This is a genomic window from Microcoleus asticus IPMA8, from assembly GCF_013179805.1.
GTDB classification, from domain to species: Bacteria; Cyanobacteriota; Cyanobacteriia; order Cyanobacteriales; family Microcoleaceae; genus Microcoleus; species Microcoleus asticus.
This window is the reverse complement of sequence record NZ_SRRZ01000040.1, coordinates 36,324-52,399: the sequence shown is the minus strand read 5'-3', so window position 1 is coordinate 52,399 and position 16,076 is coordinate 36,324. Positions and strand designations below refer to the sequence as shown.

The 16,076-nt window shown below is 45.9% G+C and carries 14 protein-coding genes and 1 other RNA gene; 7 read left to right on the top strand and 8 right to left on the bottom strand.

All coding sequences use genetic code 11. The annotated features are described in order from the left end of the window. Positions 1 to 246 precede the first annotated feature (246 nt). A complete protein-coding gene (locus E5S67_RS12875) occupies positions 247 to 1,362 on the top strand; it encodes a fatty acid desaturase (protein ID WP_172187728.1) in 1,116 nt (371 codons plus the stop codon). Positions 1,363 to 1,632: 270 nt separating this feature from the next. Here the strand turns inward: E5S67_RS12875 and E5S67_RS12870 are convergent, their stop codons facing one another. Continuing rightward, positions 1,633 to 3,381 carry an ABC transporter ATP-binding protein gene (locus E5S67_RS12870; RefSeq protein ID WP_172187726.1) on the bottom strand — a complete coding sequence of 583 codons (1,749 nt, stop codon included), beginning with the start codon at positions 3,379 to 3,381 and terminating at the stop codon, positions 1,633 to 1,635. Between E5S67_RS12870 and E5S67_RS12865 the strand changes: the two genes are divergently transcribed. The 3 genes from E5S67_RS12865 to groL all read left to right on the top strand — a co-directional run bounded on the left by E5S67_RS12865 (position 3,358) and on the right by groL (position 5,691). Continuing rightward, on the top strand, positions 3,358 to 3,516 hold the full coding sequence (locus E5S67_RS12865) for a hypothetical protein (RefSeq protein ID WP_172187724.1): 159 nt from the start codon (positions 3,358 to 3,360) through the stop codon (positions 3,514 to 3,516). The genes E5S67_RS12870 and E5S67_RS12865 overlap by 24 nt on opposite strands. A 238-nt stretch (positions 3,517 to 3,754) precedes the next feature. Continuing rightward, a complete protein-coding gene (locus E5S67_RS12860) occupies positions 3,755 to 3,937 on the top strand; it encodes a hypothetical protein (RefSeq protein WP_172187722.1) in 183 nt (60 codons plus the stop codon). Between the two features lie 62 nt (positions 3,938 to 3,999). Then, positions 4,000 to 5,691, top strand: coding sequence for a chaperonin GroEL (gene groL / locus E5S67_RS12855; RefSeq protein ID WP_172187720.1), 1,692 nt, complete (start codon positions 4,000 to 4,002; stop codon positions 5,689 to 5,691). A 317-nt stretch (positions 5,692 to 6,008) separates the two neighbouring features. Here the strand turns inward: groL and E5S67_RS12850 are convergent, their stop codons facing one another. Continuing rightward, complete coding sequence (locus E5S67_RS12850) at positions 6,009 to 6,266, bottom strand: DUF2811 domain-containing protein (RefSeq protein ID WP_050813024.1); 258 nt, start codon at positions 6,264 to 6,266, stop codon at positions 6,009 to 6,011. Positions 6,267 to 6,476: 210 nt separating this feature from the next. On the opposite strand from E5S67_RS12850, the gene E5S67_RS12845 reads away from it, so the two are divergent. Continuing rightward, entirely contained in the window at positions 6,477 to 6,710 is a 234-nt protein-coding gene (locus E5S67_RS12845) for a hypothetical protein (protein WP_246276758.1), read from the top strand. A 21-nt stretch (positions 6,711 to 6,731) separates the two neighbouring features. Here E5S67_RS12845 and E5S67_RS12840 read toward each other — a convergent pair whose 3' ends face one another. Next, the gene (locus tag E5S67_RS12840) at positions 6,732 to 8,237 is read right to left on the bottom strand and encodes a cryptochrome/photolyase family protein (protein WP_172187718.1); all 1,506 of its coding nucleotides are present in this window, start codon (positions 8,235 to 8,237) and stop codon (positions 6,732 to 6,734) included. 96 nt (positions 8,238 to 8,333) lie between these two features. Continuing rightward, positions 8,334 to 8,993, bottom strand: a complete 660-nt coding sequence (locus tag E5S67_RS12835; protein ID WP_172187716.1) for a class I SAM-dependent methyltransferase — start codon at positions 8,991 to 8,993, stop codon at positions 8,334 to 8,336. A 162-nt stretch (positions 8,994 to 9,155) separates the two neighbouring features. On the opposite strand from E5S67_RS12835, the gene E5S67_RS32405 reads away from it, so the two are divergent. Both E5S67_RS32405 and E5S67_RS12825 read left to right on the top strand, forming a co-directional pair. After that, a complete protein-coding gene (locus E5S67_RS32405) occupies positions 9,156 to 9,461 on the top strand; it encodes a hypothetical protein (RefSeq protein WP_216670402.1) in 306 nt (101 codons plus the stop codon). 187 nt (positions 9,462 to 9,648) lie between these two features. After that, entirely contained in the window at positions 9,649 to 11,694 is a 2,046-nt protein-coding gene (locus tag E5S67_RS12825; RefSeq protein WP_172187712.1) for a sensor histidine kinase, read from the top strand. Positions 11,695 to 11,739: 45 nt separating this feature from the next. Here E5S67_RS12825 and E5S67_RS12820 read toward each other — a convergent pair whose 3' ends face one another. The 4 genes from E5S67_RS12820 to corA all read right to left on the bottom strand — a co-directional run bounded on the left by E5S67_RS12820 (position 11,740) and on the right by corA (position 16,061). Beyond that, positions 11,740 to 12,873, bottom strand: coding sequence for a Gfo/Idh/MocA family protein (locus tag E5S67_RS12820; protein ID WP_172187710.1), 1,134 nt, complete (start codon positions 12,871 to 12,873; stop codon positions 11,740 to 11,742). Between the two features lie 163 nt (positions 12,874 to 13,036). Beyond that, complete coding sequence (gene rnc / locus E5S67_RS12815; protein WP_172187708.1) at positions 13,037 to 13,759, bottom strand: ribonuclease III; 723 nt, start codon at positions 13,757 to 13,759, stop codon at positions 13,037 to 13,039. A 370-nt stretch (positions 13,760 to 14,129) separates the two neighbouring features. After that, an RNA gene (gene rnpB, locus E5S67_RS12810) (RNase P RNA component class A) lies at positions 14,130 to 14,556 on the bottom strand. 323 nt (positions 14,557 to 14,879) lie between these two features. Then, complete coding sequence (gene corA, locus E5S67_RS12805; RefSeq protein ID WP_172187706.1) at positions 14,880 to 16,061, bottom strand: magnesium/cobalt transporter CorA; 1,182 nt, start codon at positions 16,059 to 16,061, stop codon at positions 14,880 to 14,882. Positions 16,062 to 16,076: the final 15 nt, after the last annotated feature.

Here is a 16,076-nt window from a genome sequence, read left to right as displayed (position 1 = left end):
GTGTAACTTTCATCTGACCTATCTTTTTTTAACACAAGTCGGTCAAATACCAGCCCTGTCTGAGTTCCGGCGGGGTTGTCACCCCGCCAGAACTCAAAGGAGGAGCGAATGAACTAAATATTATTAGCAGGTTGGTCAAGCATGGGCTGAAATTCACCCAATAACCTGCAACAAAACAATGCCCAAAATAGCCATCATATGCTGATGCTAAGCTAAGCACTTATCCACACACCATAGACATACTGAATGAAAAGCGCGATCAAAAAGTCCGATTTTGTGCTAGCTCCTTATATGAAGAGCAACAATTTGAAAGCTACTTGCCAAATACTCAATACAGTGATTCCTTATACATTCTTATGGTTTTTAGCATTTAAAGCGGCTGCCATTTCTGTATTCCTTCTTCCGCCGATAATGGTGTTGATGACACTTTTTTCAGGACGTTGTTTCTCTTTGATGCACGATTGCGGACACTATTCTCTTTTTAGTTCCAAAAAAGTCAATCGCATTATGGGTTTTCTGCTAGGTATCATCAATGCGATTCCTCAGTACCCCTGGTCGAGGGGACACGCTTATCACCACAAACATAATGGTAATTGGGATATGTACCGAGGCCCTTCGGCGTTGATATCCACCGAAAAATTTGCGGCGCTAAGTCCATTTAGTCAAAAGATGTATCAGTTACTCAGACACCCATTGATGCTGTTTCCCGGTGGTTTTTTCTATCTAATTATTAAACCAAGGCTTGCGCTTATCTTGGGAACTACGGGTTTTATCCGACATATTTTTGCTTGTCTCAATCAAGATTTTGGCATGGGTTTATCTGCAATCATTGCTTCTTATAAATCCAAACATTGGTATACGACGGCTGAGTTTTGGGATTTACTGTTCAACAATATTTGTGTTGTGGGTAGCTGGATTTATCTGAGCAACTTACTTGGGTTTGGCTTTTTCTGGAGTGTTTACTCAATTGTCATGACCTGTTCAGCAGCGATATTTATCTGTATTTTCTTTGTTCAGCATAATTTTGACGGTTCCTACGCTCATAAAGCCGAGGGTTGGGACTATCTTCTTGGGGCAATTGAAGGCAGTAGTTACCTAAAATTACCAACTATTCTCAATTGGTTTTCGGCTGATATTGCTTACCACAATATTCATCATCTCTCTGAGCGAATACCTAACTATAATCTTCTGGCTTGTCACAATGCTAATATTCACTTGCTGGCTAATTCAAAATTACTGACTATTCGCGATATTCCTGACTGCTTCCAATTCATTCTTTGGGATGCTGCTTCAGATAGTCTGCAATCGATTAAATTATTTCAACAACAAGAAGAAATTCCCTTCAGTAATGTAGCTAATTAAAATCGGTTGGCAATGAATTTGGTCGCTTTTTTATCAGTCACCAAAATCCTATGATTAGGGATGCAGCTAGTGGGAAAAATTTTAACAGTAACTTTGCTAGTTAAGTAGGTGGTTACAAATAAACATTAGATAGGTCTGGCGGGTTTAATCGGGAGCTATGCTAGCAGCCAGTTTATCCTGACAAAATTCGCCCTCCTCGTGACCAGTTTATTTGCACCAGCCTACTTATCTAGGGTCTAACTATAGATGACTCAAAGTATCTGTCACTGGTCAATGCAGCAATTCCTCTAATTTTTGCTGGTTCCACAAATACTGATAAAGCCCTGTTTGCCCTACCAATTCAGCGTGAGTGCCGCTCTGAACTATTTCTCCTTTCTCCATAACGAAAATGCGATCGGCAGTGGCCGCCGCTGACATTTGATGCGAGATAAAAATTACTGTTTTGCGATCGGTTCCCGTTGCCAAGTTTTGCAAAATATCGGTAGCAGTTTGATTGTCAACGCTGGAAAGAGCGTCATCCAAAATTAACACCGGGGCGTCAACTAACAAAGCGCGAGCAAGTGCCGTCCGCTGCCGCTGTCCGCCGGATAAAGTAATGCCGCGCTCGCCGACAACTGTTTTGTACTGCTGCGGAAAATTGAGGATTTCGGGGTGAATTTGCGCTTGTTTCGCCGCCGCTTCAATCTCCGGCTGTTGCGCTAAAGGGTTTCCGTAACGGATGTTATTCTTGATGCTAGTGCCGAACAGAAAACTTTCTTGCGGAACGTAGGCGATCGCCCCGCGCAATTGGGTCAATTTTACCTTGGTAATATCCTGTCCGTCTACAAATAACTGACCCGGATCGATATCGAGCAAGCGTGGCAGCGCATTAGCTAAAGTTGATTTTCCCGATCCGATCGCGCCAACAATTGCGACAGTTTCTCCCGGTTGTATGGTAAAATCAACATCTTTAAGCGCGGGTATCTTAGCACCGGGATAAGTATAATTTAGATGGCGAGCCGCAATTTCGCCTTTGAGTGGAGTCGGCAGTTCCACTGCATCGGCAGCATCCTTAATTTGCGGTTCCACAGTCAGAATTGATTCGATGCGATCGACACTCACTTCTCCCCGCTGGTAAGCAGTAATCGTGAAACCCAACAGCGCCGTCGGAAACACCAAACGCTCGACATAAATCAGCAACGCCACAAAATCGCCAATGCTAATTTTACCATTAGCAATTGCCCCGCCACCAGCCGAGAGCAGCACCAACAAACTGATGCTTGCCAAACCGCCCAGCAGCGGAAAAAGAAAGTTTCTAGTTTTTGCTAATTCCAAATTAGCTGATAGCAACTGCGCGTTGCAATCGCGAAAAGCTCGGCGTTCGTTTTCTTCTTGAGCGTAGATTTTAATTACGGAAATCCCGCTCATATCCTCCTGAATCAAATCGCTCATCGCCGACAGTTCTTCCTGTACACTTAACTGCTGGATACGAAGTTTGTCGCTAAATAACTGTACCAAAACCAGCATTAAAGGATAAACTGCGATCGCCAACAGCGTCAGCCGTACATTAATCCCCAGCATCACCGGCAAACTCAAAGCATAAGCAAAAGCTGTATTCGCCAAACTGAGCACTGCAAACCCCACCAAGCGCCGAATATTGTCCAAATCGGAAGTAGCGCGGTTAATTAAATCCCCAACCGTATTGGCGGCAAAATAAGACGGTTCTAATGTTAATAAATGGTTAAAAATTTGCTGTTTGAGGTCAAATTCGACTTGACGCCCCACGCCAAACAGCAAAATCCGCGATGCCATCCGAATCAGCCACATAATTGAGGCGAGGAGCAGAATTAGTGCCACGTAGTTGAAAACTTGGTCAAATTTAGTCGCAACTTGGAGAGTGTCAACTGCATTCCGAATTAGCAGGGGAATGTAAACGCCCACAGCATTGACAATTAACAGCGAAAAAACGCCCCAGAATGTTGGTTTCCAGTGCGGGCGCATATAAGAGCCGAGTTTTTGCAGTCGAGAATAACGAGCCATAGGAAGAAGGAAGAAGGAAGAAGGAAGAAGGAAGAAGGAAGAAGGAAGAAGGAAGAAGGAAGAAGGAAGAAGGAAGAAGGAAAAAGGAAGAAGGAAGAAGGAAGAAGGAAGGAGGTTCGGCAGCGGATTTTGTAACGGATTTAACGGATGGATGCTGAAGGAAGAAGGAGTCTTCCCCAAGGTTTTTAGCAATTAAGAACGTCCTAATAGTCTTGGCGGTTGCTATAGAAGGTAGAAGTTTGAAAAAAGAATAGAAGCTCTATCGAAAGGTAGATGACCGAAAACACAAGTTAAGAAATTTTGAATAAAAATTCTGCTTGGGGATGACGCGCCATAAAAGTTGGGTTTGGGGCAGAACCAAAATTCGATCGAGATGTCACAAACCACATTATATCTGCGGGACAGGATATCTGTGGGGACACGATATCTGCGGGGACACGATATCTGTGAGGACACGGCAGTGCCGTGTCCCTACCCACCCGGAACGATCGCCCAAATCTCCAATCCGCCCCCACAATCCCCCGCAGCATTGGGGCGCGCTACAATCAAAAATTGATCGGCTTAGCACTCAGACTCAGAGAGTGCTAAATTTGCTAATGTAAGCGACAGGAGACAAACATGACCAAAATAGTTGCATTTAGCGACAAATCTCGGCGGGCACTAGAACGCGGCGTCAATCAACTCGCCGATGCTGTCCGCATCACCTTGGGCCCGAAAGGCCGGAATGTCCTATTGGAAAAGAAATACGGCGCTCCCCAAATCGTTAACGACGGTATCACCGTTGCTAGGGATATCGAGCTCGAAGATCCCCTGGAAAATGCCGGCGCTCGCTTAATTCAAGAAGTCGCCTCCAAAACTAAAGATATCGCAGGCGACGGCACAACAACCGCAACGGTTATAGCTCAATCCCTGATTCGCGAAGGTTTGAAGAATGTCGCAGCAGGCGCGAACCCAGTCGCGCTGCGCCGGGGTATTGAAAAAACGATCGCCCACTTGGTACAGGAAATCGAGAAATTGGCGAAACCCGTCGAAGGGGCTGCAATTGCTCAAGTCGCCACTGTCTCCGCCGGTAACGACGAAGAAGTCGGCAGTATGATTGCCCAAGCAATGGAAAAAGTCACGAAAGACGGCGTAATTACTGTTGAAGAGTCGAAATCTCTGACAACAGAATTGGAAGTTGTCGAAGGGATGCAGTACGATCGCGGATATCTTTCTCCGTATTTCGTCACTAACACCGATCGCATGGAAGTTGAGTACGAAAACGCTCGCATCCTGATTACCGACAAAAAAATTAGCTCAATTCAAGAACTAATTCCAGTTCTCGAAAAAATCGCCCGCACCGGTCAACCGCTGCTAATTATCGCCGAAGATATTGAAGGCGAAGCTTTAGCAACTCTGGTAGTCAACAAAGCCCGCGGCGTATTGAACATCGCAGCAACGAAATCTCCCGGATTTGGCGATCGGCGCAAAGCTATGCTTCAAGATATCGCCGTGCTCACCGGCGGTCAACTGATTTCCGAAGAAGTCGGACTCAGCATCGATACCGCAACCCTAGAAATGCTCGGTACCGCCCGCAAAATTACGATCGACAAAGAAAACACGATCATTGTTGCTGGCGAAGAACACAAAGCTGACGTGCTAAAACGGATCGAGCAAATCCGCAAGCAGCTAGAAGCGACGGATTCCGACTACGACAAGGAAAAGCTAACCGAACGCATCGCCAAACTCGCCGGCGGCATCGCTGTAATTAAAGTCGGCGCAGCTACCGAAACCGAGCTCAAAGACCGCAAACTGCGTATTGAAGACGCTCTGAACGCTACTAAAGCTGCTGTGGAAGAAGGTATCGTTGCCGGAGGCGGCACGACGCTACTTCACCTGATTACAAAAATAGATGCGATCAGAAATACTTTAGACGCCGAAGAACAAGTAGGCGCTGACTTGGTTGCTAAAGCTTTAGAATCACCTTTGCGTCAAATTGCTGATAATGCTGGCGTTGAAGGTTCAATCGTCATCGAGCGAGTGCGGGCGAGCGAATTCAACATTGGCTACAACGCTCTCACCGACGTGTACGAAGATATGATTGCCGCTGGGATTATTGACCCCGCTAAGGTGGTGCGATCGGCTTTGCAAAATGCCGGTTCCATCGCTGGTATGGTTTTGACCACTGAAGCTGTGATTGTCGAAAAACCCGAGAAGAAAAAAGCCGGCGGCGACATGGGCGACATGGGCGGCATGGGCGGCATGGGCGGCATGGGCGGCATGGGCGGCATGGGCGGCATGGGCGGCATGGGCGGCATGGGCATGATGTAGTGTTCAGTCATTAGTCTGTAGTCTGTAGGGTGCGCCACAAGCACCATTGGTGTAAACAAGCGCGTCTTATGTAGTACCGTCTACTGTTTGAGGATTAGAGCAGCTTATCCCCCCGGCGCCCCGCTGATAGTCCGGGGGGACTTGAAGCTATCAAAGTCCCCTTCTTAAGGGAGATGCAATAAAGATCGGGACTAAGCTAAAAGCGAGGGTTCTCATGAATTTTAAGCTTGAGTTGGCACCTATGCAGTGCGCGCCTTACCCGATCGATCGACTAAGATTCTTCCAAGAAACGGCGTCTCCCCCTCTCCCAATCTCCTTTAAGACGACGGAGTTACATTGTTGCTGTGCAAGTCTTGAGGAGATTGAAACAGAGTTTCGAGATAAACTCTCGCAGCTTGGCGATAGCTGCGCGAAGCTTCAGGCGTACCGCTATCGGCATTTTGCAACAAAAACAGCGACAGGGCCGCGCAAAATACTCGGTCTAGATCCCATTCGGGATGGGTTTCCAGGTACGTTTTGAGAGAATCGTGCAGCGTTTCGGGAATTTCGGCAAAAATACTGACTGTTGGGTTCATCATTTTTTTTAGTCTCGCTAATAAATTGAAAACAGAACCCCCCTTCGGCCGGATACAGGTGCAGGCACAGCCGAAATCAGAGCGCTTTTTTTTAGGTCGGTCGCATCATTGTGCGCTATCAGGGGGTGGGTTTGTCAATGTTGCGAAATATTACAAATTCCTTTAGATAAAAAAAAGGTTTACCAAATAATAAGCTTTTCAGGGCATTTTTTGTTACATATCTTTATGGTGTCAGGGTTTTATGAGGGATTGGGCAGCAAGTTAACGAAATCCCCAATTCCGCAGCAAGATGCTACCGTGCCGTTAATTTCTGTGGAAAACTTTGTCGAATCTGTGGAAAACCTCAGACTTGCCTGTGGAAACGCTGTGGAATGTTTAGGGAAAAGTCAGGGAAAAAATAAGAATTGCAAAGGGCATGGGGCATGGGGCATGGGTAGCAAATAACAAATGACTAATGACTACTGACTAATGACTTCCTAAGTGCCACTCTGCCGCTTTTTGGCGGATGGTTGCCAATTCTGCAGGCGACATTTTGTCGAGATTGGCTAAGATAAAGCTCATGCGACCGATCGACTGAAGTTTGTCCCGGTGGCGCGCTAGGAAATCCCAGTAGAAGAAGTTGAAGGGACAGGCATTTTCGCCGGATCGCACAGTGCGATCGAATTTGCACCCCCGACAATAATCGCTCATTTTATTGATGTAATTGGCAGAAGCAGCATAGGGCTTCGACGCCAACACACCGCCGTCAGCAAACAAACCCATGCCCAGCACATTAGTCTGCATTACCCAGTCGTAGGCATCAACAAACGCACTGTGGAACCACTTTTCTACCTCAGTCGGCGAGATTCCCGCAATTAGGCCAAAATTGCTCAAAATCATCAACCGCTGGATATGGTGCGCGTAACCGCTGCCTTCGACTTGAGTTAAAACTTGGCGCAAACAGTTCATATCAGTTTTGCTAGCGTCCCAAAAAAACTTCGGCAGTGGCTGAGTGTGGTTGAACCAATTATTCTCAAAATAATCAGCATCCACGTAAAAATACATACCGCGAATGTATTCTCGCCAGCCCAGAATTTGGCGGATAAAACCTTCGACGCTGTTTAAATTTAAGTGTTTTTCTAGGTAGGCTGTTTCGGCAGCTTGAATAACTTCTAAAGGATGCAGCAAGCCAATATTGAGATACGGAGAAATTAGGGAATGCCACATTGTTTCCTCCCCCGTTACCATCGCGTCTTGATAAGGGCCAAAAGCAGGGAGACACTGTTCGATGAAATTATCTAATACTTGCAGTGCTTGCTCTCGTGTAACCGCCCAGCGAAAAGGTTCAATGTTTCCGTAAGTTGCGAAAGATAGAGATTTAACTTGTGCGATAACTTCTTGAGTTATGGCGTCCGGTTCAAAACGCAGAGGTTTCGGTGTATCCAGTTTTCCTTTGGGTGGCTGACGATTTTCTTTGTCAAAATTCCACTGACCTCCGACAGGCTTATCGCCCTCCATTAAAACTTGGAAACGCTGGCGGCTGGCTCGATAGAAGTCTTCCATTAACAAACGTTTGCGGCTTGACGCCCAATCTTTGAATTCTGTTTCTGTCCAGAGGAATTGATTGTTGGGAATTAGGGTTGTTTTGCAGGGGAGTTGCAAGTTTTGAATGAGCTGTAAAAAAGGTCGATCGTTCGGAGCCATCACGCGCACTTCGGTGATATTGTGAGCTTGTATCCAAGCTTTGAGAGGTGCTTCAAAGTCCCCCGATGTTGTGTAAGTGACTTGGCAGCCCCCGCCGCGCAATTCTTCAGCGAAGTGCCGCATTGCCGACCAAATTAATACTAATTTTTGTCGGTGGTAGCGACGCTGTTGAACGTGCTGCCAAGATTCAATTAAAATTACGGGTAGGGAAAAGTTATCATCTGTGCGGTTGAGAGCAGCTTGGTTCTGCCAAAGTTGATCGCCTAATATCCAAACGCCAACAGTCATTTTACTTTTTTTACCCTAAAAGTTATATTTTACTTTTACTGAGCGCTGATTGTCTGTTCAGACAACTTAATGGGATGAAAAGTTACCACTCAAAAATTATGATTTTTCCGCTTTTCCCGATAACTCACTAGAGCATAACATTGATTTCCAAAGATAGGGACACCGACCAGCAAATTTAAATTTTATGTCTGTGTATCCTTCAGATGTTAATAACTTGGTTAGCGTCTTTACTGAAAAAAATTTAATGTGACCGTTATCCCAAAGTACGGTAAAATGTTGATCGAGTTTGCCAGAAATAGCTAACGCCAGGTTTTTCAAATAGCCGTGATATGGCGTGGAAATAATTAGCCTTCCTCCCGGCTTGAGGCATTTTTTTGCAGCTTTTGCTAGTTCTTTAGGATAAAGCAAGTGTTCGATTACTTCAATGGCTAAGACAACATCAAATGAGTGCAGCATATCGGTATCTGGGAGGTCGTAAATATCTGCTTGGATAAACTGACAGTCGGGAAAACTTTGACGGGAGATGGCAATTCCGGGTGCAGAAGTGTCAACGCCGACAACTTCGCAGCCGTGCTCTGCGATGACGTGACTGAGGCTGCCATTGCCACAGCCGAGATCCAAAACTCGGAGTTGTGTCTTGCTGGCCTCCTGAAGTGTCGCCAGCATTTCTAAAAGGGGAGATATCAAATAAGCGTGATGATATCTGGGACGGTTGTTTGTGTAATAATACGTATAATTGCTAAAGTTTTTTTTCATCGATTAAGTTATGGAAATTATTGCCGAGACCGCCAATTTACGGAGCGCGGGTGTACTGTTTGGGCCAACGTTCGCCAGCTTAGGGTTGTCAGAGTCGATCGGCAGCTCGATCGTCTCATTCTTTTTTTTTGACAGGTGAATTGTTATCACCGGATCAATCGGATGTCAAAAGAAATCTTTCACAGGGTGCAAAATCTCGAATCGCCCATCTCTCGAAGGCATTCGGAAAGAAAAAGTCCCATCGAGCAAAAATTCTCTCCGTACACTAGCCGGAAACCGAACTTTTTGCCTCTTAACTTTGGCGGAGTCAATCCATGCGATTCTAGCTTCAAACAACTGCGGTATGTGCAGCCGAGGCTTTTTTGCAGCCTGAAAAATCTGCCCTGGGGCGATCGGGTGCAAGTCGATCGGAGAAGTGAGGAGGGATGTGTGACGGAAATCACAGGCATTCGCCAAACAAATTGCTGAGCATCTTTAAGTCCACACACTTAGAATCGAGATTACTACAAGTGGCTTCTATAATTGTGTTTAAATGTTGTTCGGAAGCTGTGTTGTCCCGTCAGCAGAGCACCCTAGACAGATTGGGGCTTTGGGTCTGGTTTATTTCACTTTAATGGTCGCTGTTGGGTGTTGCACCTTAAGTTAGATACGTCCTATGGTTAAGTTAGGTCAATCCTCCTTTCGCCGTATTTTACTGTCGCGGATTTTGTTGCTCAGCGTACCTGTTCTACTGGTGGGGGAGTATGTTACCTATCGCAAGGCACGCTCGACGCTTCTGGAAACTGCTCGTCAAAACTTGACAGAAAGTGCAGTCAGAAAAGCAGAAACTATTGAACAGTGGGCGAAATCGCTGAAGTCGAATCTGATCGGCGCTTCGGAAAGCTCGATGTTGCAGTCTGTAAATCCGAAGGATTATCAAAAGTTTATCGCGCAATTAGGGCAGCGGTTGCCAGCGCAGGTTGATTGCTTGCAATTGACTAATTTAAAGACAAATCAAGTCATAGCAAGCACTTGCGGGCAGCAGCCGATTCAGTCGCTGCCGGCTAAATTTTGGCCGCCAGTACAGCAGCAGCAGACGCTCCTGGACGACAAGAGCGTTTACATCAGTCTGTCGTTGCCTCAGCAGCCGCAGGGGAAAGCAAACGACCAGAAGGTGGCTTTGGGTGCTGAGGATTTTCCAGAGGCGGGTAAAGAAGGCCGCGAGAGCCAAGTGAGTTTGGTGTTGAGCGCTCCTGTTTACATTCGTCGGGGCAATAGCCTGCAGTTGAGCTATGCTTTGAGTTTGCAGTCAGCCTTGCCTGTGCAAACCAGCGCTCCCAAGGGTTCTCTAGCCGGCTATACGGTGGCGATCGACCAAGATGGGACGATTTTGGCGCACCCGAATATCAACCGCGTGGGCCGCAATATCGCCCAAGAGGCAGATGCCGATCGACTAAAAAGTATTGTCAGAAGGGCGATCGCCGGCGGAACAGCTTTTCTCCATCTATTTTCCTTTGAAAGAAATGGTGTAGAGTTGCTAGCAGGATACGCTGCTATCCCGAGTCCTTCAACTAAACAGGAGAACAGCAAGTGGATTATTTTAGCTGTTTCTCGTTTAGATTACGCTCTGTCAGGTTTGGAAGAAATTCAGCAAGTTTTATTTAATTTAATTGTAGGTTTGGTTGCTGCTAGTATCATCGCGACTTTATATCTGTCTCGCGACTTGGCGCGTCCTCTGGAAAAACTGAGAGACTACGCCCTGAAAGTAGATACGGAAGCGCCGCAGGCCGTGCCGCAAAATTTCCAAATTAGGGAATTCAATCAACTATCAGAAGCGCTAAACAGCATGGTGCAGCGCCTCAGATCCTGGGCCAGAGAATTGGAAGTGGCAACCAAGGAAGCGCAAGTTGCCAATCAGTTAAAAAATGAATTTTTGGGCAATATTTCTCACGAATTGAGAACGCCGCTCAACGGGATTATTGGTTTTATTCAAATTGTTCGTGACGGCTACTGCGATGACAGAGATGAAGAGATGGAGTTCTTACAGAGGGCTCACGACTCGTCCATGCAATTGCTAAATATTATTAATGATATTTTGGACATTGCTAAAATAGAAGCCGGTACGTTCTCCATGATGTTAGAAGTAGTTGATATTACCCAGGTACTTGAAGACGCGATTGATTTGCAAGCACCTCTAATGGAGGAAAAAGGCTTGAATTTAAGTTTGCCCGCACCTCACGATCCGATTATTGTTCATGCCGATCCGGAGAAGCTAAAACAGGTGTTTTTGAACGTTTTGAGCAATGCGATTAAGTTTACCGAGTCGGGCAGCGTTAATATATCTGTGCGGCTAGAATCGAGGAAGAATTCTCCTGGTTTTAACGGCAGTGCGGAAAGTACGACTGGCCACAGCAGTCAAAGCGATTGGGTGGTGGTGACAATTAAAGATACGGGAATTGGTATCGATCCCGAGCAACAGCAGAAATTGTTTCAACCTTTTGTGATGGCTGATGGTTCTACAACTCGCAGGTTTGGCGGTAATGGTTTGGGTTTGGCTATCTCCCGAAGGATAATGGAATCTATGATCGGAAGCATTACCCTGCACAGCGCGGGTGTGAATCAAGGTACTACGGTGATGATTTCTTTGCCTGTCAATCAGCAGTCAAGTTTTTATTATCACAGCGAGGACTTGGTAACGGAAAATGGAAATTTCAAAAGTTGATGAGTGGTTTTTCCAATCTAAAATCTAAAATCTAAAATCTAAAATCTAAAATGGTATTAGGGGCTGTCCGCCGAGTTCGAGGGATTTGCTCAAAGTGCTGAGAATGCGGATTAATTCTACGGAGGCAGAGCCGGATGAGGTAGGACAGGGGGTATTAGTTTGCACGCTGTTGAGGAAGCGATCGCACACTCGCTGTAGCGGTTCTGCCGATTCTAAATTCAAGACTTCGCGGTGTCTGAGGCCCGTTGGCTGCGGTGCGATCGCACTTTCAAAAGAGTTATTCTCTTCGCCCACCCAATCTGAATTGCCGCGCTGCACAATCAGGGGAGTTTCTGGCGACATTTCATCAAAAATCAAGGTTCCCAAACTGCCAACAACTGTTAAGCGCCGTTGTTTGTCGGGATTTAGCCAGCACAGGTGAATAAATGCTTGAAATCCGTCTGGATAGGTGAGGGTTACCCAAACTAAATCTGCTAGTCCTTCTGAATGATTCGCAGTCATCCGTGAAGAAGCAAATTGATTTTGTATTTCTGCTGCTACTTCTTTATTTATTCCTTCTTCCTTCTTCCCTCTTCCTTCTTGCTTCGGAAACACAGTGCCGATCGCGCTTACTTGAATTGGGGTTTGTTCCAGCCAAGTATTGAAAATAGCGATATCGTGAACGGCCAAGTCCCAAAGGGCATCAACGTCATGGCGCACCGGTTCAAAATGGGTGCGCTGGGCATAACCGTAGCGCAATTTTCCCAGTCGATGCTGTTGAATAATTGTTTGGCCTCGATCGACTGCTGGATGAAACAAATAAGTGTGGTCAACGAAGAGTTGCCGCTGCTGTTTTTCGGCTAATTGACAGAGTTCTATTGCTTCAGTCAGGTTGAGGGCGAGAGGTTTTTCTGCTAAGACGTGGTAGCCTTGTTTCAGCGCTGCTGCTGCGAGGGTGTAGTGTGTGGAAGCTGGAGTGGCGATCGCCACAGCTTCCAGTCCCGGCAATGCTTGCAATTGAGACCAATCGGCAGCTAGAATCACCGAGGCATCGAGATTAAACTGTTTTTGGACGGCCGCCAAGGAATCGAGATTCGGGTCTACTACCGCTAAAACTTGGCTGTTGGGATGTTTGAGAAAGTTGCGAATTAGGTTAACTCCCCAGCGGCCGGCACCCAATACAGCTATTCCGATTTTCATTGATTATAATTTCAAAAATCGCACAGCAATTATAGCATATTTTGTTATTATTATCTATGTTTTAACTCCAAAAAATCACTGTTGACTGTTGACTGTTGGCAGTAGTTATTGGTTATTGGTAGCAGCTAACAAATAAGCAATAACTGATAACACCAGTCAACAGTCAACAGTCAACAGTCAACTGACTACCAACTAATTTATTGAAAGCTGCCTGAGCCGCTGCTTGTTCGGCCGCTTTGATAGATCGACCTTTTCCCTCTGCTACCAACTTTCCCTGAACGAGAACTTCTGCTGTAAAACGATCTTCCCCGCCCTGCACTGTCCCGGTTTCTTGCACGCTATATTTGGGCAAAGTTTTGTATTTCCCTTGAGTCAATTCTTGGAGAGCAGCTTTGTAGTTTTGGCGGGCTGGATCGCTGCGGATTTCTGTCGCTAAGCGTTGAAAGTGAGAATCTAGCCAAGGGCGAATTAATTCTAACGTCTTGGTACTCAAATAAAGCGCAGCCAGTACCGCTTCCAAAGCATCGGCCAGCCGGGGTTCAGCGCCTGTTTTGTCCGAGGCGGCGCTGCTGGAAACAATTAAATAGCGATCGAACCCGTAACTTTCAGCGATTTTAGCAAGATTGCGATCGCTCACCAAGATCGATCGAATAGCAGCAAATTCCCCCACTGTACAGTCGGGATAAGTCTCAAACAACAATTCCGACGCCGCCAGCCGCACAACTGCATCCCCCACAAACTCTAGTTGCTCGTAATTTGCCTTAGCTGACGCGCTCGCATGAGTTAAAGCTAAATCGAGGAGATGCCATTTGATCGCAGCATTCTTTGCCAGTCCCAATTTTTGAATTAATGTTTCAAGTTGCTTTTGGCGACCCGGATAAATCATACCATTTTAGATTTTAGATTTTAGATTTTAGATTTTATAATTGGGAATTACGCATGACTCTCCGGGCTTGGAGCTTGTCTAAAATTCCATTCTTTTTGGAAAATGGTATCAGATTCATATCACTAGAAAGCTTTTCATTAAAAAACTAAAGAGTCCTCCGGGTGCTTGTAGTCCGCTCTGTCAAGGTGGTCGAGAAGTGCCTCAAACGCTGGAAATCTCTGCTTCGGGCGATCGAGAAATCTTCTTCATTTGATAGACCATTAGCAATAAATAACATTTCAAGAACAAAGCTCAACGGTTACGATGAGGCAAACACGTTAACGACACCTTGACAAGTCTGGCCACAAGCACATTACCCAAAATTGGGTGGGGAAAAAGTCGGACATAAGCCGGGTTCTGTTCTCTCAACTGCAAGCAGTTTTCGAGGGCAGTTATCTATCTGGGACGCCTGTTACCAGACGCCTCAAGCGGTACCAAAAAACAGAACTGGTAAAAAACCAACCGTAGTCCCTCCGACCTTGCTCCCAACTGGGGTTTACCTAGCCAGCACCTCTCGATGCTGCTGGTGCGCTCTTACCGCACCTTTGCACCCTTACCCCCTAACACTTTGCGATTTTTGATGCTCGATTTTTGATGCAATCTCAAATCTCAAATCTCAAATCGGGGGGCGGTATCTTTCTGTGGCACTATCCTCACGATCGCTCGCACTGGGCGTTACCCAGCAAGTTTGGTTTTTCGGGAGCCCGGACTTTCCTCAGACAAGCTTTCGCTAATCCGCAACCGCCTGCGCCTACTTTTTCCCCAGATTTATTGTACGCGATCGTTCGTCAATCAATTTGGGATTTGAGATTGACGATTTTAAGTCGCCCAGTTAATTTGGACATCTGTGTTTATTCAAACTCTTGTGCGGTGGCCGCGAAAGCCCGCCCAACAATTAAATTGCCATGCAAATCCCCTTAAATTCACTCACGGATGAATCTGGAGGCGGAAAAATTTGGGAATTATGATGCAAGGGTTTATGAGACGGCTTCAACAAGGGTCAGGAAACCTTTTTACCTCACAGGATTTTGAATTATTCAATCCTCAACCCAAAATCTCAAACCTCAAGTCTTAAATCCGGTTACTTTACTGAGTCATCTTTCACCACAGTAGAAAAATTATCAAACCAGCCCCGCCGCCAGAAGAAGTAAACTAAAGCCGAGGCGATCGCTAGCATCAGTGCCCAACAAAGCGGATATCCAAAATACCAATTCAGTTCCGGCATATTGAAAGGCGATTTCTCTGTATCGAAATTCATCCCGTATACTCCCGCCACAAAAGTTAGAGGAATAAAGATACTAGAAATTACTGTGAGCAATTTCATAATTTCATTCATTTTATTGCCCACCGATGACAGATAAACATCCATTAAACCCGAAGACAACTCTCGATAGGTTTCCACCATATCCATCACCTGCACCGTGTGATCGTAACAGTCGCGCAGGTAAATTCGCACCTCTGGACTAATCAAATCACTGCTATCTCGAATCAAAACATTAATTGCATCCCGCTGCGGCCAAATGGCGCGGCGCAGCGTCAGCAATTCTCGCCGGATTTTATAAATTTTTTCCAGGGTTCTGCGGGTGGGGTTCACCACCACTTCATCCTCTAGTTCTTCAATGCGCTCTCCGTAAACTTCTAATACTGGGAAAAATCCATCTATAATCGCATCTAAGAGAGTATAAGCCAGATAATCTGAGCCGTGTTTTCTAATACTTCCTTGTGCTTTACGAATGCGATCGCGCACGGGGTCAAAACAATCATAGTCCGGTTCTTCCTGAACAGTTAGCAGGTAATGTTTACCCAAAAGCAAACTAACTTGTTCTTTGTGAAAATTCTCTGAATTCGGCTTAATCATCACCATCCAGGCAATGATTAAAATATGATTTTCGTAATGTACAACTTTAGGGCGCTGGGGTACATTAACCACATCCTCTTGAGCCACAAGATGCAAATCAAACACTTCGCCCATTTGATGCCAAGTTTCTTTATTTCCCAATCCCAACATATCAACCCAAGAAACAGATGCTGTATCTAAATACGCAGCAGCTTCTTGAGGATTGGCTAATGTGGTGCGAGTAGCTGCTGTCTCGCAATAGTCAATTAATATAATCTCGGGAGGTGGCGCATCGATTGGTAAGTCGAGAGTTCCAGGCGGAGACCCCGGAACGTCATAAAAATAGTCAACGTAGGAATCATCATCATCATCATCTTTAATTGTTTTTGCAACTGCACTAGAAGTATGTATGCTTTTGGATACCATGCTAATATTCCTGAC